Source organism: Bacteroides sp. DH3716P (assembly GCF_025914115.1).
In the GTDB taxonomy this organism is placed as follows: domain Bacteria; phylum Bacteroidota; class Bacteroidia; order Bacteroidales; family Bacteroidaceae; genus Bacteroides; species Bacteroides ovatus.
The window spans coordinates 2,840,870-2,866,822 of record NZ_CP083673.1 but is presented as its reverse complement, the minus strand read 5'-3'; the positions used below and the strand labels follow the sequence as shown (position 1 = coordinate 2,866,822).

The following is a 25,953-nucleotide window of genomic DNA, read 5'->3' as shown; positions in this document are numbered from 1 at the left end:
TCGATTCTTTAGAAGTTAAGTTTAACAGAGAAGCCTAAATTACGCAGGCTCGGCAACATAAAATAGTCCATACCGCTGAAGTGTGTACCTGTACTTGCCGTCAGTTCAGGATCATAAGGGGCCTTACAATAGAACATGAACAAGTTGCGTCCGGTGAAGGCGACGTTCATGCTCTGAATCCAAGGAATTATCTTTTGAACGGGAACATCATAACCGAGAGACAATTCTGCAAGACGGACATTTGTAGCACTGTAGACATACATCGAGCCTACACCACTTCCCACAGTACTGTAATATTTCTGCACGGCTGGCACTTCGTGACCGTCAATCAATACATATCCTAAATCGCGCGCTGTAGCCGTAGCTTTGGAAACACCGTAAGCATCCATCAATGCTTGGGTCTGCGAAACAACCACACCACCGATACGAGCATTAATCAAACAGCTCAATGTCAGCCCTTTCCAAGAGAAGGAGTTACGCCATCCCATCATGTATTTAGCTTGAGAATTACCAGCATAAATCCAACCATCCTTACGTTCACCGGCTTTGTCGTCGATAGCCACTGTATTATTGACATAATCCACGTCAATATACCCGTGATGGTCTGTGCGAAGAGCAGTCACATACAAGTCACCGATAGAACCACCCTCAAAAAGACGTGACTTCACGATTTCAAGCCCCCCAAGATCCATCATGTCCTGGCTAACAACTTCTCCGCCTGACAGAGTGGTGGGCTTCAACAACTTTTTAATTTTGTTGCGATTGAGAGTGTAAGTGAACGTAGAGTTCCATTTCACCGGTCCGAGAGGCTGATTCAATGTCAGACTGGCTTCAATACCTTTGTTATCCACTTGTCCACCATTGATATAAATGGAAGAATAACCGGAAGATGAAGGGAGTGAAGGATTGAACAATTGGTTGTAGGTGGATGTCTTATATAAAGATACGTTCAACTCTAATTTATCGTTCCAAAAATGAGACTGCAAACCGACCTCCCACGCCTTGGTACGTTCCGGCTTAATATCTGTGTTAGGATACGTAGTAGCTGTCGTGGGAGAAGCCGACTCATACGGATAGGTCTGATAAGCAATATAACGTGTAGGAGCATTTCCTACCTCACTATACGAGCCACGCACTTTCAAGAAAGTAAATACATCGTTCTTGATAGGCAACAGTTCAGTCAGAATTGCGGAAAGACCTACCGATGGATAAGCGACTGACTTCGCATCGGTCCATGCCAAAGCAGAAGACCAGTCGACACGCCCAGTTACATCCAAATAAAGTTTGCTTTTCCATCCTAACTGTGCGGTAGCAAAAATAGACTGCGTCTGGTCATGATAACCATCTTGCTGAAACTTCACGGTAGACTGCATCAAATTAAGCGTTGTAAAGCTATTGGCTACCGAGTTCAAACTACCACCGACATCGAAATACTGGTAGTTGACATCTTGAATGCTGGTTCCCAGCGTAGCTGTTAATGAGAAATCACCAAAATATTTATCTATATTCAACATCACATCACCATAAAGCTGACGGGTAGAGGCATCGCCTTTGTAATAACCACCAAAGTCCTGGCAAAAGATATTATCGGTAGATGCCGAATATTTCTTTTCAAACAGAGCCGAGGTATAATCCATTTTAGCACGTGCACCTAATGTTATACCTTTAGTGATTTCAAAGTTCAAGCCCCCGCTTATAAGAAAACGATTCTTATGATTGACAAAATTGTCGCGGTTGACAATCCAATAGGGATTCTGCAAAGCAATCCCTTGATTACCCCACGGCCAATATTGTGTCTTGAAGTTACGAGTCTCATTATACATTTCGAACTGTTGAAGCATATCCAGGCTGTAGCTCGGTGACATCAGATAGACCGGAACTATCGGATTAAAGTACTGACCCTGTGATACCATATTCTGTTCGCGTACGTTCATATAGCTAGCACTCAAGTCAAGGCGTAAACGATCATTGAGCATACTAGTTGTATTCCGGATCGTGAAATTGTAACGATCCAACGTGTTATTCGGAACAATGCCCGCTGCATTGGTAGCAGCCATAGAAAGGAATGTCTGGTTCTTCTCATTACCATTACTGATAGTCAACGAGTTAGTTTCATTCCATCCTGTCTGATAGAAATCTAACGGATCGTAATTACTGGGTTGTCCCATTTTCTGCCCCCAACTTTTCAGTTCACCTGTCGTTGCACCATAAGTATTTTGAAACTCCGGAGTTACAAACGGATTGAAGAACGAGGTGTTATTAGCATAACTGACACGGAGTTTATCTTTCGTACCTTTTTTCGTGGTAATCATAATAACCCCATTAGCTGCATCGCTTCCATAAAGTGCAGAAGCGGCAGCACCACTTAATACAGACATCGTTTCAATATCTTCGGGATTAATCATGGAAGCACCGTCACCGGACTGCCCCATACCAGTCATAAAGTCATCCGGCTGTGTCGTTTCCAATGAAGGCATCGGAATGCCGTCAATTACATATAATGCATTATTATTTCCGGAAAGAGATTTTGCACCACGCATCACCACCTTTGCTCCGCCACCTATACCAGATGAACTGGAATTGATAACCACACCGGCTATTTTACCGGACAAGCTGTTTACAAAGTTGGCATCTTTAACACCAACAATTTCACTGGCAGATACTTCCTGCACATTATAAGAAAGTGCTTTCGCTTCTTTTCTAATACCAAGGGCGGTGACCACTACTTCGTTCAACACTTGCGAATCATCTTCCAAAGTAACATTCAAGACCGAACCGACAACAGGCAGTTCTTTTTTCTGATAACCCACATATGAAAATAACAACACCGGATTGGCAGTCTGAACAGTCAACGTATAATTTCCATCAAGATCCGTCACTGTTCCGTTAGTAGTTCCTTTCTCCACAATGGAAACGCCAATTAGCGGTTCTCCATTTTTATCAACTACCGTACCTTTAACGTTTTGTACCTTTTGCTGGGCAACTTCCGTTTCCTTAGCTGTCAGTACAATTTGATTATCCAGTATTTTATATTCAATATTGGTACCTTCAAAGACTTGCTTCAGTACTTGAAAAATATTTTTATCCGATACGGAAACCGTTATCCGGCGATTGAGATTCAGATTCTTGCTGTTAATAAAAAAGCCGAATCCGGATTCACGTTCAATCGTGTGCAGCACTTCTTCGATAGTACTGTTCTTCACGTTCAACGAAATAGAGTTTCTTTGTGCATATCCGTCAGACGCATAAGTCAGCCCAACAGAACAAACGAGCAGCATTAATAGTAATTTCATAGCCAATGATATTTCTTTTAAGGTTCGTCTAAGCGACTTTAATCCTCCAAGAAATTGGACGATACAATAATTTTGCATAGATTTGTAACGAGTTTAATTAGAAAATTGGTAGTTATACTTGTCTGCAAACAAGTAGTTCACAATTACTGAGGCTCATACGGGAAGATACGGCCAATATCGTCCCGTATTTTTGTCTTTAAGGATCTTTGTTTTTCATGGCAATAAGTTTTGTTTTTTAAGGTTTTATATTTTCCAATACTAAATAAATATCTCTATTTTTATCTTTTCTTTACCGGCAGTTCCATTATTGTTCAGATAACGCCAACGTACTTTTGAAGAGACACTGATAAAATTGAGTATCTGTTCTAGATTCCGGTTGGTAAATGTACCGGAGAATGAGTCGTCATGAGGAACATTCTCCCGAACGACAAATTCAGCATTGTATCTATCCGCTAAGATATCCAGTGCATCCCGTAGGGAGGTCTGCCGGAAAATGATTTTGCCATCTTTCCATGAAAGCTCCCTTTCACCGGAAGTTGTATAGAGTTCAGTCTTTCCATCCTGGAAATAATAGACCAGCTTCTGTCCCGGAGCCATCACAATATACTGCGGTTGCTGACTAGCGTTGTTAAATTCAAAATTAACTTTTCCTTCAACTAATGTAGTAATTACCTCATCGGCTTCTTTGTATGCCTTTACATTGAACTTTGTGCCCAGAACTTTTATGGCAGACTGGTGAGCCGTAGAGACTATAAACTGTTTTTCCGGATCTTTCCGAACATCAAAATAGGCTTCTCCGTCAAGTTCCACCTTACGTGTACGGGAAGAAAAACAATTCGGAAAAGTTAATGTACTTTTCCCATTCACCCATACTGTAGTTCCGTCAGCAAGTGTCACCAATGTGCGTTGTCCGGCAGGAACGTAAACAGTCTGCATTTCTATATCCTCTTTTTGGAGAACCTGTATCATTGCATAACTTAATCCGAAAGCTACAACAAATACTGCCGCAATCCGCAAGATTCGTTGTGTAACAGGATGCAATGAAATTGTCTTTTTTGTCTTCTTTGAGAATGCGTCTGTGTCTTGCCATATGAATGCATCATAACTCTTACGAAGAGAAATGAATTCTTTAAGATTGGCTGCATCTGCATCAATCCATGTAGCAACGTCTTCCTTTTCCTTTTGGGATGCCTTGCCTGCAATATATTTTAATAGTAATTCCTTATCCATACAATAAATAATTTATAAGTTATGAGAATAGGGGTATTATTCCCCCTTTCATTAAGAATACCACTCACTAAAGAGATTCCCTAGTAAGAAATGTGATTTTTTTGTTAGTGCTTAAAAAAATAGCAAACAAGGAGGCCTTTTCCTTCTTTTCAGATGAAAAAGAAAAGGAATGGAGCATAATCTTTTAGATTATCACGCAGCATTTTAACTGCTCTGCTGATATGATATTCTACTCCTTTTACACTAATGCCCAGTTCTTCGGCTATTTCTTTATGGGATTTTCCATCTAGGCGATCGTGGATGAAAGCAATACGAGTTTTTTCCGGCATACTCTCTAGTAATGCATGCACTTTTGCCCGTAATTCTTCTGATAATATTTCCTTCGGGTCACATGCTTCCAATGTTGATATACGAATTTCCAATTCACGCTGTCCCTTATCAAGCAAAGTTTGAAAAACATTCTCTTGTGCTTGTATATGTTTCAGGTAATTGAGTGATTTGCTGCGAATATAAGTAATCAAAATCGCTTCAACACTTGGGATTTCCCGTTCTTTACTTAGTTCCCATAAATGGATAATGGCTTCTGATACAATATCTTCTGCTACTAAATCATTATGGACATAGGACAAGGTAAATAGGAAGGCTTTCCTATAATAAGCAGTATATATCGAGTTGAAATTGATTTGAGCCATTCCAGTATATCCATAAGTATTAAACGCTGCAAAGAAATACATTTTACTCATAAAAAGGAAACTTTTTAGAGAAAATTTAAATTTAGCTAAAATACCTTTTCCTTATAAAGAAGAAAAGAAATGCCTTGATTATAATTTGCACGTCAGCATTAATCTTCCTTCTGAGGTACTGGCAAAAACATTTAGATGGAAAAGATATAAACAGGGTAAATAGTAACTTCTTCATAAAACAAACATAAATAAAAGAAACCTGCTTACCCAAAGAATATTATCTTTTCAGTAAGCAGGCTTTCACTCATATTCAAAAATGCAAAGAGCAAAATCTCTCACAAATTTGTGTGTTCCATTAATTGATAGCTATCGGAGCATCCAACGTCTTAATAGTAATTCCATTTGTAGTACCGTTTATACGCCCTGTGGCATCTTTGATAACTCCACCTTCCTGAGTCTCCGATCCGTCTAGTTTATAATAAAGTGCCAAGCCTTCTGAAGCAGGGTCAACACCCAGCATATTCTGCTTAAGTTGATTTTCCGTACGGGCTACACTCCAAACACGGACTTCACTCATTTTACCATGGAATGGACGTTCACCCCATTTGAAACCATAGATTCTACCAATATAAAAACCCATATCCGAATTCGGATCAAAACCGTCAATCCCCCAATCTGAACCAGCCCATTTCTCACCATTTACATAAATGCCTGTTTTTCCTGTCGGTTGATCATAAGTCAACGCTACATGATACCAACGATTTGTTAACAACGGTTTCGTTACACGGTAGTTCTGTCTTCCGGCCACTTCCAAATAATCTTTAGGAGTAATTCCTCCTCCCGCATCACCGATACGGAGGATCATCACACCTTCGGTTCCCATAATCGTATTATTATCGAGGAAATAATCCACATTAATCAATGCTTCGTAAGTGAATGACGAGAAGAAAGTACCGACAGGGAACTTCACAGAAATATAGTGATTACTGAAGTTACCAGCTTTGGTAATTTTCAACGGTTTGGAGAAAAAGAAATATGCAATGTTTGTTCCGGAAAGAGTCGACACCGAAGACGAATGCACCCGCATAGGCAAAACATATGAGTTCCCGGCTTTCAAGGCTTCTAACCCGGAAAGTTCGACTTCTACATTATCCGCATACAATTTTCCACTCGAAATAGAAGATGTCGTACTGCTTAGCTTTACCTGCGAAACATCAAGCATCTCATAATTTGTGCCATACTTTGCATTGTATTCGTCTACTACACTTGGTTCGGCTACACTATATGATACGTCTACCTGAGAGGAAGTTGCTGACGAGAGTCTTGAAACCAGATCAAATGTCATTACATCCATTTCATCTTCCACCGAGAAATTATATTCCTTGCTTTCGAAATAAACCTTAGGCTCCAGCAGGTCATTCATGCTGTCGTTGCAAGCGCCCAACAATAACGCCATACTACCTACCATCAAATAATAGAATATATGTTTATTCATCATCTTTTTACTGTTTTAGAATTTTATAAGTCCACTTATTTCTGCGGTTTATTTTCCGCTTCGTTTTGTTTCGCTTTCCATTCATTGAAAACCCGCTGATTGATTTGAATAGCCTGACGCATCCATTTATAATTTGGCGTATTGTCATAATCATTATCGAAGCGATAAGCTCCTACTCCACCTTTATAACCTTCTTGCGGCATAGCAGCAGCCTGCTTCAGCAATTGACCTCCATTAGTGGCATACTTTTCAAAGTTCTCTGTGCAGATTATTTTTTTAGGATCAACGCCATAACCATCAAAACCGGGATTGGAACTACCATAACTTTGTATAATCCAATAATCGACATACTCATCCAATTCATGGGTAAGCCCATAAATATTTCCATCAATACAGATCATTTTATGTCCTTTACCTTCCGGATCGCTTTTCGGACCAATGTAATTGTTCATCTCTTTAACCAAATGAATCAAATGCTTATTCTGACTCAATGTGCCATCCATATCAAACACACCACTACCGATTTCCCAGTCTACATCATAACCGTCCCATTCGTTTGCATACAAAGAATCACACAGAGCTTTGGCAAACTTCGCCAGACATGCATAATGGTTTTCACTTTCAAACTGACCTTCAAATCCCCAATATTTCCAACGGGCTTGTTTCTTCGCCGTTTCCAATTGAGCCGCCGACCAGCCTTCTTCCTCCGCTTGTTTTTCCACTTCGAGGTATACCGAATTTGGTGTCGCGCCCTTACCAAGATAAGAAAGCAGACTTACCTGCAACAGTTTCGTTCCTTTCACCTTTTGCACAAACTCTTTATCTGCCTTCTGCTCCGGAGTGATTTCATAACGTCCTGGAGCGCCACTCCACATAGAAACAAAATCCATACTATCGGGCATAGCAGAGAGATATCCTCTTCGATAAGCTCCAGCAGGCGCCCAATTGGAATACCATCCGAAAGCTACGGGACGATTGTAATTCCAAGCAGTCGCCTTATAGGCGCGCAGATTGGCATAATATGCCTCACTCTCCGCATTGTTCATTGTGGCATACCCGCCTATATGGTCTATCTCAATATTCTCCACATCCATGCAAGAAGTTACCATCATGCCTGTCAATGGAATAATATATAACAATTTTCTTAATGATTTCATATTCTTCATCTGTATTAAAATGATACATGTAGGTTATCTCTTACAATCCCACCACAAACGGGTAGAAGACTTATCTTCGCCACCTGCACCGTTATTGAACAACTTCAAGGCTGCTTCATAAATAGCCTTTCCCTCGTTAGTCTGAGAAAAACTGGTGGGATAAATCATACGGCGAATACCGCCCTCAAGAGTTGCGCCTTGCACTGCTCCTTTCAAAGTCTTAATGACATTCAACTTCGGATAACCGGTTCTTCTCCATTCCGTCCACGCTTCCTGTCCGTTAGGAAACAAAGCAATCCACTTCTGAATCATAATTTTTTCCAACTTCTGCTCAGTTGTCCCTTCAAACTTGACAGTAGTCTCACACGGAGCAGAAAGTGTTTGCCCATACTGATAATGGGAAAGAACATATGCCCGAGGTGACAAATTGGAATTCATATAATCGTCTACAGGTTCGGTCACACCATTCTCCTGAAAAGACATATCAATGCCCTGTTTATACCATGAATCCGCACTGCCGAAACCTTCCCACACTAAAGCTGCTTCCGCACGCAAAAAATAAACTTCCGATGCACGCAGCCAATATGTAGGAGTTCCACTTTGAATATTGGGCTTTGAGCAAGATTTGTAGATGTCATTCTGCGCATTGGCATGCCCTGCCGGCACCGCTTGATACGTTTTTCCGTCGAAAGCCTCAACACCATAAGAGGCATTACCATCCATCGGCAAAAAATAAACGCTCAAACGCGGGTCTTCATATCCCATCAGATAAGAAAAGATGGAAGAACCCATACGAGCTTCATTATAGTTGCCTGCCAACCATTCAATGTTGTTGCGGAAAGTCATACCCGCTCCTTGACTCATTTGAGCCGCATCATCCTTAGCCGTCATCACGCCAATAGAATGATTCACTGCTTGAGTAGCATACTTTTTCGCCAGTTCCGCATCAGCGAAGCGGACACGCATAGCCAAACGAAGCATCAGCGAATTGCCGTATTTCACCCATTTGGTAGCATCTCCGGCATATACCGCATCATAAGCGCCCATTACATTCACCCCATTTTCCGCCTTTTCCGTTAATTCTTCAATGGCTGCGGTCAATTCTTCAAACATCGCCGTATACACCTCTTTCTCCGAATCGAACGGAATGTTCATTGTAGCGTCCGCCGCATGAGAATAAGGCATCGGACCGAAACTTTCAAGTGTCTTGTGCCAAGCGGAAATCTTCAGAATTTGAGCCAAAGCAAAGACTTCGGGCGTACCATTTTTCTCGGACGCTATTTTCAATTTCTTCCAAGGATCAAGAGCATTGGTATAAGACTGTGTATAGGTCGCTTTTATCCAATTGTCCAACAAATAATAAGTAGTATTGTTACTACCTGCGTTCCAACCGTTACTGTTGTTCTCGCCAAAAAATCCACTCCAATTATCGGCCGACAGATGATAAGCTATTTGATATTCATTGATAACATCTGTATCATCAGCCTGTGTGCCTACGGGAATCACTGTCCGTTGCATAGCTGTAATCAGCCCTCCGACTTCAAAACCATCCATCGCACCTTCTCCGTCGCTCATCTCAAATTGGTTGGTATTGATTTCTTCAAAATTGCATGAGGCAAATAGCGCCATTGCGCATATCACCGCTAATAGTTTAAAATGATTCATTTTTCTCATAATAAAGAAGGTGTATTATAATTTAAATTTAATACCGAAGCCAAAGCTACGAACACTCGGTTGCATAAAATAATCATTACCTTGTCCGTAAGTACTAGTGGAAGGAGTCAGTTCCGGATCGAACGGAGCTTCGCAATACAACATCCAAGGATTGTTGGCTATAAACGAAACTGTAACATCTTTCAACACGTTACCAAACCACTTATTAGGCATAGTATAGCTAAAGGTAAGTTCTTGCAAACGAATATTGGTGGCACTGTATACATAGTAACCGGAAGTTTCATAATTTCCCGTACCTGTCATCTGATAATAAGACTTCGCATCTACCAGACCTTGTCCCTTCAACAATACGCCTCCCGCTTCACGAGCCTCAGCCGAACGTTTGGACACACCGTAACGATCAAGCAATGCCTCTGTAGAAGAGGTCACCACACCACCAAAACGCCCGTTGATTTGGAATCCGAGTCCAAAGCCTTTGTATGTCAACATATTACTCCATCCCAGATTAAAGTCAGGAGAAGTTTTTCCCAAATAAACAGGTTCCCCCTTTTCCATTCCAAAGGTTCCGTCGCTCTTTACCTCAACATATCCCTGGTGGTCTTTCTTCAAGAAGGTGTTGGCATAAATATCGTGGATACTTCCGCCTTCTTTCAAGATGACACGACCACCATCCTTCAAAACCTCCGGAATATTAATCGGTTCATCCATCAAATCCGTATGATAGTTTTCAACCATCTCCTTAATCTCGTTTATATTTCGAGAGAATGTCAATGTTGAAGAGATTCCTAATCCGAACTTAAACTGATCGGAATAGCTTAATGAAGCCTCCCAACCACGATTTTCCACATTACCGGCCTGCAAATAAATCTGCTTGTATCCGGTATATTCCGGAAGATCACCCAAGAAGGTCTGATTGTATGTATTAGAATGATAGTAGGTTACCTCCGCACTTAATTTATTCCACAACTTCAGACTTAATCCAAATTCGTATGACTTTGTACGCTCTGCCTTGAAATCAGTAAACGGATAGATACCGGTAGGATCTAATGCACCACCCACAATAGGGGTAGTTACCGTACCCGGAGTCAGTCCCGAACGGGATACAGGCGCACCGACTTCCGTATACGAACCGCGAACTTTCAGGTAAGAGATAAATTCGGGCAATTTGACCATCTCGGAAATAATCCCGGACAGACCGATTGAGGGATAGAAGAAAGATTCTTCATCGGTATTCACCAAACGTGAATTCCAGTCATTACGTCCGGTCAGCGTCAAATAAAGCATACTCTTCCAACCAAGTTCCAAATTGGCAAAAACAGCATGATTACGTACACGACTATCACCACCCTTTTCTGAGATACGACCATTAGCCGGATCGATATTAGAAGCCGCAAATTTATTGGGCACTCCCAATAATGTCCCTTTGTATCCTCTCTCCAATGCCCAATAGTTAGAATAGTTCCAACCCGCATTGGCAGAAATACTGAAATCAGCTATATGTTTATTTACGTTCAACATAAAGTCGGCATATTCCTGACGGTCTTCATAGTTATTGTATCCATACAGTCCTTTCTTTCCTTCCGCAAATTTATCGTCGGATGAAGCGTAAATCTTGCGTTCAAACAATACATGTGTGTCATCCATTCTGAAACGGGCTGTCGCATTCAACCAATCGGTAATATTATAAGTCAACCCTACGTTGAACATATAACGACTCTTTTCATTCGTAGCTACATTGCGATAAGCAGTCCAGTAAGGGTTCTGTGAAGCATATACCGGATCTGCCACCGGCCAATACTGAACCGGAAGTTGGCGACTTTCATCGAAATGTTCGAATGACTTAATTCCATCAAAGTCTTCACCACGAGGGAACAAATAGGCGGCCATCACCGGATTCCAATATTGTCCTTGCGATACCATATTCTTGTCTTTCTGTTTCACATACGACGCACCTAAATCGAGTTGTAATTTATCATTAAGGAAAGTTGCCGTATTACGGATTGTGAAATTCAAACGATCATATTCATTATTAGGCACAATACCTTTGGAATTGGTAGAAGAAACAGAAGCAAAAGTCTGATTCGATTTCGTACCGGTGGTCAACGTAACCGAATTAATAAAGTTTGTTCCGGTATTAAAGAAATCCTTCTTGGGATCATAACTTGTAGGAGTCAACAGTTTCTCACCCCAGCTTTCATACATATCTTTTTTGTTACCATACGTATTTTGAAACTCAGGAGTCATATAAGCTTTGCTGAACTCTGAAGAAGAAGAGAACTGCACTGAAAGTTTTCCTTCTTTTCCTTTTTTAGTGGTAATCAAAATTACACCGTTAGCGGCACTACTACCATACAACGCAGCAGCCGAAGGACCACTCAAAACAGAAAGACTTTCAATATCTTCGGGATTGAAGTCGGCGATTCCTTCTGTTCCGGCCTTACCTTCACCCATAATACCACTGTCGGTATTTCCCATATTGGTATTGAACAAAGGAATACCGTCCACCACATACAAAGCATTGTTATCACCTTCAATAGATTTTGCACCACGCATTACAACACGTGTCGCACCACCAACTCCACTAGCACTTTTGTTAATACTCACTCCGGCTATCTTACCGTTCAGCGAGTTTACGAAGTTAGCATCTTTTACCGTAGTCAGAGCATCTCCCTTGACTTGTTGTACATTGTAAGACAACGCCTTTTCTGCACGTTTGATACCCAATGCCGTCACAACAACTTCATCGAGCACTTCTGTATCCTGCTTCATTACAACCGGATAGAAATCTTTCTTGGAAACAGGAATTATCTGTGCAGCATATCCGATATAAGATACTTTGAGAATAGATTTCTCTGCCGCCTTGATCGTAAAGTTACCATCGAAATCGGTAATCGTACCTGTAGAACTACCATCCACAGATATATTTACTCCAATCAACGGTTCACCGCTTTCATCAGTAACCTTTCCTTTGATATTTTTAAGGGTTTGTGCAACTACAGGCTTCTTTTCAGCTATTATGATGTAGTTACCTTGAATCTGGAATGAAAAGCCCGTCCCTTTTAAGATGGTATCAAGTGCGGTCTCGAGGGATGCATTCTGCAAGTTTAACTGGGCTATTACTTTTCCTTTTAATTCGGAATCACTATAATTTATAGACTTTTTGGACTGTTTTTCCACAGTTTTTAAGGCATCAATGACAGTGATGTTCTTCTGCTGGATAGTTATTTTACTATCATTTTGAGCCAAAGCGAAAGTCTGTATAAGAATAAGACTTAAAAAAGTGAGAAAGACCCGCTTATGAGCTATTTTTTCTGCTATTTTTTCGTAGATTTGTAGCATCTTTAGTATTAGTTAATTGGTTATTATTCTAGGATCATTCAGAATAGCGTCAATATTACGCTAATATTAAAAGAGATTGATTTCATATCCGGGAGGAACGGCCATTCCTTCCGGGTATTTTTTTGCATTACGTATTAAATTTAAAAGGTTCTACAATATATTTATTCTTTACTAGTTACATAGCACTTATTTCCCTTGATAACATAGTTTACATTTCCTACAACTTGCGATATAATCTTCATAACTTCCTCCAGATTCGCCTGTTTGGAGAAGCGGAAACTATATGTATTCTTTTTCAAGCTATGAAGGCTATATACAAAAGCATAAGGAAATTTGCGTTCAAGACTTGTAAAAATATCCTCCAGATACATATTACTAAAAACCAATTCCCCACGTTGCCATGCCGTCACATCATCTATCTCAGGCATCCGCAGATTGTGCGCTTTCGTATGTTTGTCATATACCAACTGTTCATTAGGCTTTAAAATAATATTGGACAGCAAGTTATTGAATTCAACTTTCACACTACCTTCCAGCAAAGTAGCCATCAGTTCGCTATTTTCCGGATAAGCATTTACATTAAATTCAGTACCTAAAGCAGTAACTTGATAATCATTGGCCTTTACAATGAAAGGATGCTTCTTATCCGGTTTCACTTTAAAGTTGGCCTCACCAATCAAATATACACTTCTAGTCTCTCCTGTAAATTTTTCCGGATATAGTAGTATACTCTTCGAATTCAGCATGACATTTGTACCATCCGGTAATGTAAGTTCACGAATTTCCGCTGTCGGTATATAGCATTCAACTAAATCTTTTTCCGGCCGTTCCTTTTCCAACATCAAATAAATAGAAACGGATGAGACTGCTAACAAGAAAATAGCTGCAGCTCTCCATATAAGCAACTGGTAATTTCTACGTGAAGTGATAGACTGCATTCCCAGATTCTGCCGCATTCGTTGTATTGATTGTTGCATGCCATCAGGCACTTTCTGTTCTCCTGCTTGTTTCCAAAGCTCACGAAGAGCCTCACTCTTTTCATCAACATGCTCCTCATCAGCCAACCACTGTTGCACTTTCTTCTGTGTTCCGGCTGAATAGCTATTATGGCCGAATAATTCTACGAGTTGTTGAATATAATTTTTCATGAATCTTTTTCTTTCTTTTTTGGGCTTTATACACTAAATACAACTACTACATACATACTACTTAAAAATATTAGAGAAAAAAAATAAAAAAGAGGAGTACCTTCTTTAATTCGATCAATGCCAAATAAACCTGATGCTCTATTGTTCGGATAGAAACATCGAGTTTATCAGCTATTTCTTTATGACTTAATCCCCTGAAACGACTAAGTTCGAATATCAACCTCCGACGCTTCGGCATTTTCTCCAGGGTGAGTTGAATAATCATCAACATCTCCTTATAATATACGTTATTCAAGATCTCTTCCTTTTCTGTTAATTCATAAAGAAGAGTCTTCTCTATAACTTCCGACTGATATTCCTGTTCTACTTGTTGATGTTTAAAGATATTCAGAACTATATTTCTAGTCATTATAAAAATATAATTGTCTAGTTCTTTATCATTATCCAGCCACAACTCAGGCTGCAACCAGAGCTTACAGAAAACATCTTGAGCCACATCTTCTGCATCCGCTTCCGATTTTAGCAGCATTTGAGCAAAGTTCTTTACCTTTGGAAAATTTACAGTGAAAAACCTCTGAAACTTTAATTCAATCTGCCTGTCATTATTCTCCATCTCTCTAGTATTTTTCAGTGTTAGCGGTTAAATCAAATATTACATATATTTAGGTCTAAGGAATGATTCAATATAATATTATACATTAAATCATAATCTAAAAGCAAAATAAAAGATTAATAACACAATAAAAAAATATTATAACTCTTTTTTGGTTTATTTCTTCCAAGCAGCTATCATATAGAGCTTTCCAGAAAATAAATAAAATGTATATTATACACCCATAAAAACAAAAAAGGCTTCATGAATCAATGATTCATGAAGCCTTATAAAGAATACTCGTACTCGAAGCGGGACTTGAACCCGCACAGCCGCAATGGCCAAAGGATTTTAAGTCCTTCGTGTCTACCATTCCACCATTCGAGCATCCTTTCAAAGAAAGAGCGGAAAACGAGACTCGAACTCGCGACCCTAACCTTGGCAAGGTTATGCTCTACCAACTGAGCTATTTCCGCGTTTTTTCAACGGGTGCAAAGATAAGTAGTTTACTTGTTTCTGCCAAATCTTTTCGGAGGAAAGTTTAAAAAACTATCCTCCGAAAGTCTATTTTATCTTCCAAGCAGTGCTTTCTCCGCTTTCTCCATTCCACAAAAGTTGAATCCATCAATCACTTGCTGCATCAATGCGGAGATTTCTGCATTACAGAGGTTGCCGATACTACCTTCATGAGTATGGTGTACTTCTTTAGTATGCGAGAATTTACCTGCTTCAATATCCAAACCAACCTTCTTATATGCATCACGGAAAGGCATACCTTCACGTGCCAAACGATTTACCTCTTCCACGCTAAAAATAAGGAGGTATTTGTCATCATCAAGAATATGTTCATTTACCTTTATTTCATTCATGATATAGGTTGTCATCTGCAAACAGTCTTTCAGTTCCTGAAAAGCAGGAAGGAAAACTTCTTTGATAATCTGCAAATCACGGAAATAGCCAGAAGGCAAATTATTCGCAATCATCATGATCTGTTGGGGAAGCGATTGCAGTTTATTACATTTAGCACGTGTCAGTTCAAAGACATCGGGATTCTTCTTATGAGGCATAATGCTGGACCCCGTGGTACAGTCATCAGGCAACTTAACGAAACCGAAGTTTTGACTGTTAAACATACAGGCGTCAAAAGCTAATTTGGAAATCGTCCCGGCAATCGTAGCCAATGCAAAAGCAACATTGCGTTCCATCTTTCCACGCCCCATTTGAGCATATACAACATTGTAATTCATTGAATCAAAACCTAATAAGTCAGTCGTCATGGTACGGTTCAAAGGAAAAGACGAACCATATCCGGCTGCTGAACCTAACGGATTACGATTACACATTTTAAATGCTGCCTGCAAAAACAGCATATCGTCCATAAGACTCTCGGCGTAGGCACCAAACCACAAGCCAAAAGAAGAAGGCATTGCAATCTGCAGGTGTGTATACCCCGGCATCAAAACGTTTTTATATCGTTCGCTCTGACGGATCAAGACATGAAATAGTTGTTCTACCGCTTCGGCAACCTCTTTTATTTGCGTACGGGTAAAAAGTTTCAAGTCCAACAGAACCTGATCATTTCTGGAACGGCCACTATGTATTTTCTTTCCGATATCACCCAAACGACGGGTCAACATCAATTCTACCTGCGAATGTACATCTTCCACCCCGTCTTCTATCACAAATTCACCTTTTTCGGCCGAGGCATAAATACTCTTCAATTCCACCAGCAACTGGTCCAGTTCTTCTTTTGTCAACAACCCAATGCTTTCAAGCATCGTAATATGAGCCATAGAACCAAGCACATCATGCTTGGCTAAATAAAGATCCATCTCACGATCACGACCTACCGTGAAACGTTCGATATCCTTATTTACCTGTACGGACTTCTCCCAAAGTTTCTGTGCCATAAAAAAAAGTTTAATATTCAATAACTGCCAGCATATCAACCATCTTCTCCAAACCTTCCTGGAGAGGCTTCTGCACCATTGCTTTCATAAATGGATTAAGATCCATTCCGATAGTTACCTTCACTTTACACTCTTCTTCTGCAGTTTCAACCAGTTGAATCCACATATTAAAAGGAAGAGGAGAGTTAGTTGTTGCCAACTTTATACATTTACAAGGATCGCGCTCTACAATTTGCAAAGTCAATTGTCCAATAGGGGAAACACTAAAACTCAACGTGTCCGAATCAAAACTCAAATCCTGCACCTTATCTTTTGGCAAACGGTCTTTGACTGCTTCCAGATTACTTAAATCCGAAAGTTTATTATATACGCGCTCCTGGCTGTAAGGTATTACCTTGACACTACTCTCAAAATTACTCATAAACTTCTATTAGTATAAAACAAAAAAAGAACAATCCGGCCAAATATTGTCCGAACAGTTCTTTTTACCAAATATGTTTGATCAAAAAATGAATCTTATTTTCCAGCATCCCAATGAGCAGGGTCTTTACGCCATTCGTTCAATGTCTGTATGTCTTCTTTTTCAATATAACCTGTACGAAGAGCAACATCAAGCACTGCTTCATAATTGGTCAACGTTACCAAAGTCACCTTCGCATTTTTGAATGCCTCTTCTGCTACCGGGAATCCATACGTATAAGCTGCAACCATACCGATTACTTCGCAACCATCGCGACGAATTGCTTCAACAGCCTTCAAACTACTACCACCTGTAGAAATCAAATCCTCTACGACTACGACTTTCATACCCGGACGAAGTTCACCTTCAATCAGGTTCTCCAATCCATGATCTTTGGGGGTAGAACGAACATACACGAACGGCAGATTCAATGCATCAGCCACTAAAGCTCCCTGCGGGATAGCACCTGTAGCCACACCAGCAATCGCATCCACCTGTCCGAATCGTTCCAATATCAGACGTGTAATTTCAATCTTCACAAAATTACGAAGAGAAGGATAGGACAGAGTTTTACGGTTGTCACAGTAAAAGGGGGATTTCCATCCAGAAGCCCATGTAAAAGGGTTAGCGGGTTGAAGTTTAATAGCTTTAATCTTCAACAGTTTCTCCGCAAATAGTCTCTCTAAGTTTTTCATAACTAAACTAACTATTAATTATTTGCCGCAAAAGTACAGAAATTGAACGAGAATAAAAAGAAGAATCCGTTTATTTTTTCAGTCAATTTGTTCCTCTTCATCGGGAATGTCGATACAACGCTTAATATCTTTCAGTTCAAAACCACGACTCATAGCGAATCGCATCAGCTTTCCATTCAATTCATAATCGTCTGCTGCATGGATACTTTTCCGTTTGGAAGCCAGCAGGTCACGCAGAATAGAAAGGTATTCTTCTTCATCAATTTCGTTCAGATAACGCCATGCCACATCAGATGGGATCTTCTTCATATAAAGCCCTTGGGCTATTTTCATTTTCCCCCACTTGGCAAAGCGGAACTTGTCATTCACAAAAGCTCTGCAGAAACGTTCATCATCGATAAACTTCTCTGATTCCAGTCGGTCAAGAATACGCGCAATGGTATCATAGGCAATTCCCCAACGTTGTAACTTCTCATTTATTTCTGCCCGGCAATGCTCGGCAGTGGAGCAGTAAGAGGCTACGCGATTCAAAGCCTCTTCATCAGTTAATTGTGCACTCATCGGTTAGCTGTAACTATTCTATCTTTTCCAAATATGTCTTTTATAACACGAACATCACGATATTGGTTCATTTCAAGTATGTGTGCTGTTTCCCGGCCATAGGCCTGGTTGATTTCAAAATAAAGTTTCCCACCCGGCAAGAGCAATTCACTTCCCAGACGGGCTATACGATTATAAAACCGTAAAGGATCCTCGTCAGGAACAAACAGGGCCAGCCCCGGTTCCCAATCAAGGACATTAGCGTCCATTTCGTTCTTTTCCGTTTCGGTCACATAAGGCGGATTGCTGACAATAACATCGAAAGACGGTATCTTTTCCCAGTCATCGGCCAGAACATCTCTTTGTAGAAATCTCACCCGAGCTTCCAAGGCGTCATTGTTTTTACGAGCAATAGCCAATGCTTCTTCCGAAATATCCCAAGCTTCTACTTCTGCATCCGGAAGTTTTTTATCCAAAGAGATCGCAATGCATCCGCTTCCCGTACCTATATCTAATAGACGACGAGCATTCGGATTCTCCTCTACTATTAGTTCTACAAGCTCCGCGGTCTCCGGCCGGGGAATCAGCACGCCGGAAGCAACCTTAAAATTCCTTCCACAAAACTCCGCAACACCACGAATGTACTGTATAGGTTCATTTTTCTGTAAACGGAATATAATGTTTTCTAATTCACGCTGTTTGCATTCGGATAAAATTATATCTTTGCCCATGTAAATATCGAGCGCATCTAAACCTAACATGTCGCAACAAATCAGCATCGAAAGGGCTTTTACCTCCTCCGGTGGATAGATTTCCTGCAAAGATTGGCGAATGTAAGCGGTGATACGATTCATATTTTCACAATTTCGGAGTGCAAAAGTAAGAATAATATGGCGAAGAGCACCAAAATGGAAGAAGAAAAATACATGAGACGTTGCATTGAGCTTGCAAAGAATGGGTTATGCAACGTATCTCCAAACCCGATGGTAGGGGCCGTTATCGTATGTGACGGGCGAATTATCGGCGAAGGTTACCACATTCGCTGTGGCGAGGCGCATGCGGAGGTTAATGCGATCCATTCTGTCAAAGATGAGTCATTATTGAAACGTTCTACGATTTATGTCAGTCTGGAGCCTTGTTCCCACTATGGGAAAACGCCTCCTTGTGCCGATCTTATTATAGAGAAGCAGATACCACGCATTGTTATCGGTTGTCAAGACCCTTTTTCAGAAGTGGCCGGACGGGGAATTCAGAAATTACGGGATGCCGGACGAGAAGTGACAGTCGGTGTATTAGAGGAAGAATGTAAATCGCTGATTCGCCGTTTTATCACTTTTAATACGCTTCACCGTCCTTTCATTACACTGAAATGGGCAGAATCAGCCGATCACTTTATTGATATAGAACGTACAGACGGAAAACCGGTAAGCCTCTCCTCTCCTCTTACTTCCATGCTAGTGCATAAAAAAAGAGCGGAGGCGGATGCGATTATGGTAGGCAGGCGAACTGCCTTATTGGATAATCCGTCACTTACGGTACGCAACTGGTATGGGCACAACCCGATACGCGTTGTGTTAGATCGCACGCTATCCCTACCTAATGATTCACAAATATTCGATGGCAACGTGCCTACATTAATCTTTACTGAAAAGCAACAGCCAGAAAAAAAGAACATCACATATATCACCATCAACTTTAACCATAACCCATTGAAACAGATCATGGAAGCATTGTATCAACGAAAAATACAATCATTATTGGTGGAAGGAGGCAGGCAATTGCTGCAATCATTCATTGATAATGAGCTATGGGATGAAGCCTATATCGAAAAGTGCCCCGGCCGGTTACACTCCGGTGTTAAAGCACCTCAAATGGACGATAATTTTAGTTATTCGATAGAAGAACACTTCGAAAGACAAATTTGGCATTATGTTCGTCGATTATAGCTAAGATAGTTCTATTCAGGGGGTTTTACGTCGATAAAAACAGTGTTATTATCTATAATTTTATATAAAACTTACCTGTAATGTTCATTATCGGAAAAAATGTTTCTATTTTTGCAACTTGTAAATAAACACAATCTTTCAAATGAAAATAAAGTTTTTATCATTCATTGCGAGTTTTTTCATGGTGTCATTTGTTATAACGTCATGTCTTGATGACGATAATAACATCGAATATAGCCCGGATGCAACTATACATGCGTTTGCACTTGACACAGCAGGCCTTGGGAGTTATAAATTCACAATTGACCAATTATCATGTGAAATCTATAACGAAGACTCTCTTCCTGTTCATGCCGATACCATCATTGACAAGATTTTAATCAAAACATTAACAACGGCATCAGGCGTCGTTACAATGAAGGACAAAAGCGGAAACGATTCCGTCTTAAACATCAATGATTCGATCGATCTTCGGAATCCACTTAAGATAAAGGTATGGTCGACAGAAGCCTTAGCGGGAATATCTCCTAATCAAACTAAGGAATATACTATTAAGGTAAATGTGCATCAGCATGATCCGGATTCGTTGAGATGGGAGTATATAGAAGGAGCTGGCGACAATAATATAATTGGTCTTCAAAGATCCATTATTTTAGGGTCTAATGTCTTAACATATACAGAAACGACATCAGGACTTAAAGTATACAAGAACACAGTTAGTGGTTTAAACAATTGGTCTCCTAATTCGATAGTAGGAATAGAGAATTCTATAAAAACATTACCCACCTCTATCATCGAATTCAAAGATATGTTGTATGCAACGTTTAAAGATAATAACAATACTGTATACGCCTATACATCAGAAGATGGTATTAATTGGAGTGCGCTAACTTCTTTAACCAATATTGAACTGTTCTTAGCGCCTATCAAAGAGAATTTTGACTCTGAAAAGAATACAAGGATTAGTTATATCAAAAAAGTTAATGATAATAAGTATATTTTCACAACCAGTACTGATGGAGTAAATGAGGAATACGCTCTATATGACAACAACAAAAAATATCTTGATGGAGAAACCAGAAAAAAATTTCCAAGTAAAATCACCTCATATACCAATTATGAGAATAGGAATGGAACTCAAGGTGTGCTATTAATTGGTGAAGCGGAAAAATCTACCACTCTTTCAAATGATGGCACTGACATTGCGATAGCTGTCGCATGGATGTATTCTGAAGAATCTCAAGAGGTCAACAAATTGAATGAGAACAGAGAGCCAGTTTTGGACGACAATGATACCCCTATTAAAGAAAATATTATAGTAAGCGGATGGGGAGATCTCCCTGCCGGTTCAACCTATAGATATTGCCCGGAACTAAAAAACCCTATTATTATTCATTATAATTCTCAATTTTATCTATTTGGAGACGGATTTGAAGCATTCTATACTTCACCGTCAGGACGTGATTGGGAAAAAGCTAATAAAAAGTTCTCATTCCCTCATCAAAATTGGTCTAAAGAGAACACTGGATATGATCCTATTAAGTTCCCCGAATTTAGAGGCAGAAAGAACTTTTCCATGGTAGTGGACACAGAAAAAGATGCCCAGAACAGAGCCAATAATTATTTAGTATTCATATTCGGCAAAGACGACAATGTTAGCTTTGATGAAGAAGTAGAAAAAGAAGACAGCTCACGAGCTACTACCACAGTAAAACGCCCATATAGTCATAATTCAGAAGTATGGCGTGGTCGCTTGAATCAGCTATGGTTTGATAAAGATCCGGAACATGCCGGGAAATAAAAACGTATACGTTTAAAATAAGAAGATGTCCTATATAGAACAAATAGACAAAACTCGGATACCACAACACGTAGCCATCATTATGGATGGGAACGGACGATGGGCAAAACAACGAGGGGAAGAACGTACTTACGGTCACCGTGCTGGCGCAGAAACGGTACAGAAGATTACTGAAGATGCTGCCAGACTGGGGATTAAGTACCTGACACTTTATACCTTCTCAACCGAGAACTGGAATCGGCCGCAAGACGAGATAGCGGCTTTGATGAATCTATTGCTAGAATCTATTGAAGAAGAGACACTGATGAAGAACAATATTCGCTTCAACGTAATCGGTGATTTCAAGAAGTTGCCTGTTGAAGTTCAGAAAAGTTTGACATCATGTATAAAACGCACATCCAAGAATAGTGGAATGTATATGGTACTAGCTCTTAGTTACTCATCCCGTTGGGAAATAACCGAAGCTGTACGGCAAATAGCAACACTGATAAAAGCAGGAGAAATGTCTCCCGAACAGATAACGGATGAATGTATCTCATCTCATCTGGATACTAAATTTATGCCCGATCCGGATCTACTGATCCGCACGGGAGGAGAAATCCGGCTAAGCAATTACCTTCTATGGCAATGCGCTTATTCGGAGCTTTATTTTTGTGACACCTTTTGGCCCGACTTCGATAAAGAAGAACTCTACAAGGCCATTTGGGAATATCAACAAAGGGAACGCCGATTCGGCAAAACCAGTGAACAGATCAGCTAATATAACTCGAAACATCAAATTATAACATAAATGCATTATCGTATTTCCTTTATATTCATAACGTTTGTCTGCCTGTGCTGCTTTGCGACAACAGGCATTGCGCAAAATGCTAACACTGATGAAGACTCGAAACCTGTCATCTTATACTCCGGAACACCCAAAAAGTATGAGATAGCAGATATTAAAGTCGAAGGCGTAAAGAATTATGAAGACTATGTATTGATTGGACTATCCGGACTATCGGTAGGACAGACAATTACTGTGCCGGGTGACGAAATTACTGGAGCAATCAAACGTTATTGGCGTCATGGCTTGTTCTCAAATGTACAAATCACAGCCGAGAAAATTGAAGGTGACAAAATCTGGTTAAAAATCAGTCTGACACAACGCCCGCGTATCGCAGATGTACGCTATCATGGTGTGAAGAAGTCGGAACGTACCGATCTTGAAAGCAAGCTGGGAATGGTAAAAGGTATGCAGATTACTCCGAATACCGTAGACCGTGCCAAGACATTAATCAAACGTTACTTCGACGATAAGGGATTCAAAAATGCAGAAGTAATCATCTCGCAGAAAGACGATCCATCCAGCGAAAATCAGGTGATCGTCGACATTGATATCGACAAGAAAGAAAAAATCAAAGTACACGAAATCCAAATCGTTGGTAATCATGCGATCAAGACTTCCAAGCTGAAGAAAGTTATGAAGAAAACCAATGAGAAAGGTAAACTTCGTAACCTGTTCCGCACCAAGAAATTCGTGCCGGAGAACTTCGAGGCAGACAAGCAACTGATTATCGACAAATATAATGAGTTGGGATACCGTGATGCAATGATTGTAAAAGACAGCGTTTCACAGTATGACGAAAAGACTGTAAACGTTTATTTGAATATAGACGAGGGACAAAAATATTATCTGCGTAACGTTACATGGGTAGGTAACACTCTCTATCCGTCAGAACAGTTGAACTTCCTGCTCCGCATGAAGAAAGGTGACGTATACAACCAGAAGTTATTGAACGAACGTGTTTCTACAGATGATGACGCTATCGGTAACTTATATTACAACAACGGTTACCTGTTCTATAACCTCGACCCGGTAGAAGTAAATATCGTTGGCGACTCTATCGACCTCGAAATGAGAATCTATGAAGGCCGTCAGGCTACTATCAATAAGATCAAGATCAGTGGTAATGACCGTTTGTATGAAAACGTCGTTCGCCGTGAACTTCGTATTCGTCCGGGACAATTGTTCAGCAAAGAAGACTTGATGCGTTCTTTGCGTGAAATTCAGCAGATGGGACACTTTGACCCGGAAAAACTGCAACCAGATATTCAACCGGATCCGATGAACGGAACTGTTGACATAGGTTTGCCTTTGACTTCCAAAGCTAACGACCAGGTGGAATTCTCTGCAGGTTGGGGACAGACGGGTATTATCGGTAAGTTGAGCTTGAAGTTTACCAACTTCTCTGTAGCCAACTTGTTGCACCCGGGTGAAAACTACCGTGGTATACTTCCTCAAGGTGATGGTCAGACATTGACTATCAGCGGACAGACGAACGCTAAATACTACCAATCATACAGTATTTCATTCTTCGATCCATGGTTTGGCGGTAAACGTCCGAATTCATTCTCTGTATCGGCATTCTTCTCTGTACAGACAGATATCAGTAGCCGTTACTACAACTCCAGCTACTTCAACAACTACTACAACAGTATGTATAGTGGCTACGGTGGTTATGGTATGTACAACTATGGTAACTATAACAACTACGAAAACTATTATGACCCTGATAAGTCTATCAAGATGTGGGGACTTTCCGTAGGTTGGGGTAAACGTCTGAAATGGCCGGATGACTATTTCACTCTTTCTGCAGAATTAGCTTACCAACGTTATAACTTGAGCGACTGGCAATACTTCCCGGTCACCAACGGTAAATGTAATGACCTTAGCATTTCATTGACTTTGGCTCGTAACTCTATTGACAACCCAATCTTCCCTCGTTCGGGTTCAGATTTCTCACTGTCAGTTCAGTTCACACCGCCTTACTCGTTGATGGACGGTAAAGACTATAAGGGATATTACAGCAACCCTGAAACAGGTAGCATTACCCAGGACAACATGAATAAACTTCATAAATGGATAGAATACCACAAATGGAAATTCAAAGGCAAAACATATACTCCGCTGATGGATCCGGTTGCTCATCCTAAATGTCTGGTATTAATGACACGTACGGAATTCGGTCTGTTAGGTCACTATAACCAATACAAGAAATCTCCGTTCGGTACATTCGACGTAGGTGGTGACGGTATGACCGGTTATTCAACTTATGCAACTGAAAGTATCGCTTTGCGTGGTTACGAAAACAGCTCATTAACACCATACGGTTCTGAAGGTTATGCCTATGCACGTCTCGGTATCGAATTGAGATATCCGTTGATGCTGGAAACAAGTACTAACATTTATGTGTTAGGTTTCCTTGAAGCAGGTAACGCATGGCATGATATCAAGAAATTCAATCCATTCGAGTTGAAACGTTCTGCCGGTGTCGGTGTTCGTATCTTCCTTCCGATGATTGGTATGATGGGTATTGACTGGGGTTACGGTTTCGACAAAGTATTTGGTTCTAAACAATATGGAGGAAGCCAGTTCCACTTTATCTTAGGACAAGAATTCTAATGTATCATCAAAAACTAAACGTTATGAGAAAGTCTGTTCTATTAATCATGATGCTATTTGCTGTCAGCATGGCAGCAAATGCACAGAAATTTGCACTGATCGATACGGAATATATTATGAAGAATATTCCGGCAGCTCAAAGCGCTAATGAGCAAATGCAAGAAGCTACGAAGAAATACCAGAGTGAAGTAGAAGCTCTGGCTAAAGAAGCACAGAAGATGTTCCAGGATTACCAGGCAAAATCTTCCACTCTTTCTGCCGCACAAAAAACAAAGACAGAAGATGCAATCGTAGCGAAGGAAAAAGAAGCAGCCGAGCTGAAGCGTAACTACTTCGGTCCGGAAGGCGAATTAGCCAAGATGAGAGACAAGTTGATTACTCCGATTCAGGATGATATTTATGAAGCAGTGAAAGCTATATCACAGCAACATGGATATGATATGGTAATTGACAGAGCCTCTGCTACAGGTATAATATTTGCAAATCCACGCATAGATATTAGTGATGAAATCCTAAGAAAATTAGGATATTCAAATTAATTTCAT

At 40.3% G+C, this 25,953-nt stretch carries 19 protein-coding genes and 2 tRNA genes; 5 read left to right on the top strand and 16 right to left on the bottom strand.

Annotation, left to right across the window (positions count from 1 at the left end; translation table 11 throughout):
* Positions 1–8: 8 nt before the first annotated feature.
* From KQP79_RS10625 to prmC, 16 genes are all read right to left on the bottom strand, one after another.
* Positions 9–3,371 (bottom strand): SusC/RagA family TonB-linked outer membrane protein, encoded by a 3,363-nt coding sequence (locus KQP79_RS10625; protein WP_008770349.1) that lies wholly within the window; start codon positions 3,369–3,371, stop codon positions 9–11.
* A gap of 180 nt (positions 3,372–3,551) precedes the next feature.
* A complete protein-coding gene (locus KQP79_RS10620; protein WP_004310488.1) occupies positions 3,552–4,523 on the bottom strand; it encodes a FecR family protein in 972 nt (323 codons plus the stop codon).
* Positions 4,524–4,672: 149 nt separating this feature from the next.
* Positions 4,673–5,215 (bottom strand): RNA polymerase sigma-70 factor, encoded by a 543-nt coding sequence (locus KQP79_RS10615; protein ID WP_008770350.1) that lies wholly within the window; start codon positions 5,213–5,215, stop codon positions 4,673–4,675.
* A gap of 346 nt (positions 5,216–5,561) precedes the next feature.
* Complete coding sequence (locus tag KQP79_RS10610; RefSeq protein WP_004310490.1) at positions 5,562–6,704, bottom strand: DUF1735 and LamG domain-containing protein; 1,143 nt, start codon at positions 6,702–6,704, stop codon at positions 5,562–5,564.
* A 32-nt stretch (positions 6,705–6,736) separates the two neighbouring features.
* Positions 6,737–7,858: a glycoside hydrolase family 18 gene (locus tag KQP79_RS10605; RefSeq protein ID WP_004305021.1), complete on the bottom strand. Its 1,122-nt coding sequence runs from the start codon at positions 7,856–7,858 to the stop codon at positions 6,737–6,739.
* Between the two features lie 33 nt (positions 7,859–7,891).
* Complete coding sequence (locus tag KQP79_RS10600; RefSeq protein ID WP_138343212.1) at positions 7,892–9,532, bottom strand: SusD/RagB family nutrient-binding outer membrane lipoprotein; 1,641 nt, start codon at positions 9,530–9,532, stop codon at positions 7,892–7,894.
* 15 nt (positions 9,533–9,547) lie between these two features.
* The gene (locus KQP79_RS10595; protein WP_138343213.1) at positions 9,548–12,871 is read right to left on the bottom strand and encodes a TonB-dependent receptor; all 3,324 of its coding nucleotides are present in this window, start codon (positions 12,869–12,871) and stop codon (positions 9,548–9,550) included.
* 161 nt (positions 12,872–13,032) lie between these two features.
* Positions 13,033–14,019: a FecR family protein gene (locus tag KQP79_RS10590; protein ID WP_008645190.1), complete on the bottom strand. Its 987-nt coding sequence runs from the start codon at positions 14,017–14,019 to the stop codon at positions 13,033–13,035.
* Positions 14,020–14,089: 70 nt separating this feature from the next.
* Positions 14,090–14,632, bottom strand: coding sequence for an RNA polymerase sigma-70 factor (locus tag KQP79_RS10585; RefSeq protein ID WP_004314638.1), 543 nt, complete (start codon positions 14,630–14,632; stop codon positions 14,090–14,092).
* Between the two features lie 282 nt (positions 14,633–14,914).
* A tRNA-Leu gene (locus tag KQP79_RS10580) sits at positions 14,915–14,998 on the bottom strand.
* Between the two features lie 16 nt (positions 14,999–15,014).
* Positions 15,015–15,087 (bottom strand) — tRNA-Gly (locus KQP79_RS10575).
* Between the two features lie 93 nt (positions 15,088–15,180).
* Complete coding sequence (gene argH, locus KQP79_RS10570; protein WP_004305025.1) at positions 15,181–16,521, bottom strand: argininosuccinate lyase; 1,341 nt, start codon at positions 16,519–16,521, stop codon at positions 15,181–15,183.
* 10 nt (positions 16,522–16,531) lie between these two features.
* A complete protein-coding gene (locus KQP79_RS10565) occupies positions 16,532–16,942 on the bottom strand; it encodes an SRPBCC family protein (RefSeq protein ID WP_008024483.1) in 411 nt (136 codons plus the stop codon).
* Positions 16,943–17,037: 95 nt separating this feature from the next.
* Entirely contained in the window at positions 17,038–17,676 is a 639-nt protein-coding gene (gene pyrE / locus KQP79_RS10560; protein WP_004313008.1) for an orotate phosphoribosyltransferase, read from the bottom strand.
* A 78-nt stretch (positions 17,677–17,754) separates the two neighbouring features.
* Positions 17,755–18,237, bottom strand: a complete 483-nt coding sequence (locus tag KQP79_RS10555) for a regulatory protein RecX (RefSeq protein WP_004299786.1) — start codon at positions 18,235–18,237, stop codon at positions 17,755–17,757.
* The gene (prmC, locus tag KQP79_RS10550) at positions 18,234–19,070 is read right to left on the bottom strand and encodes a peptide chain release factor N(5)-glutamine methyltransferase (protein WP_004313007.1); all 837 of its coding nucleotides are present in this window, start codon (positions 19,068–19,070) and stop codon (positions 18,234–18,236) included. Before prmC ends, KQP79_RS10555 begins: the two co-directional genes overlap by 4 nt.
* A 36-nt stretch (positions 19,071–19,106) precedes the next feature.
* Between prmC and ribD the strand changes: the two genes are divergently transcribed.
* The 5 genes from ribD to KQP79_RS10525 all read left to right on the top strand — a co-directional run bounded on the left by ribD (position 19,107) and on the right by KQP79_RS10525 (position 25,947).
* Positions 19,107–20,162, top strand: coding sequence for a bifunctional diaminohydroxyphosphoribosylaminopyrimidine deaminase/5-amino-6-(5-phosphoribosylamino)uracil reductase RibD (gene ribD, locus KQP79_RS10545; RefSeq protein WP_061447986.1), 1,056 nt, complete (start codon positions 19,107–19,109; stop codon positions 20,160–20,162).
* A 142-nt stretch (positions 20,163–20,304) separates the two neighbouring features.
* Positions 20,305–21,963 (top strand): DUF6242 domain-containing protein, encoded by a 1,659-nt coding sequence (locus tag KQP79_RS10540; protein ID WP_004310498.1) that lies wholly within the window; start codon positions 20,305–20,307, stop codon positions 21,961–21,963.
* A gap of 25 nt (positions 21,964–21,988) precedes the next feature.
* Positions 21,989–22,723, top strand: coding sequence for an isoprenyl transferase (locus tag KQP79_RS10535; protein WP_004310499.1), 735 nt, complete (start codon positions 21,989–21,991; stop codon positions 22,721–22,723).
* A gap of 30 nt (positions 22,724–22,753) precedes the next feature.
* The gene (bamA, locus tag KQP79_RS10530) at positions 22,754–25,408 is read left to right on the top strand and encodes an outer membrane protein assembly factor BamA (RefSeq protein ID WP_004299781.1); all 2,655 of its coding nucleotides are present in this window, start codon (positions 22,754–22,756) and stop codon (positions 25,406–25,408) included.
* 23 nt (positions 25,409–25,431) lie between these two features.
* Complete coding sequence (locus KQP79_RS10525) at positions 25,432–25,947, top strand: OmpH family outer membrane protein (RefSeq protein ID WP_004310500.1); 516 nt, start codon at positions 25,432–25,434, stop codon at positions 25,945–25,947.
* Positions 25,948–25,953 lie beyond the last annotated feature (6 nt).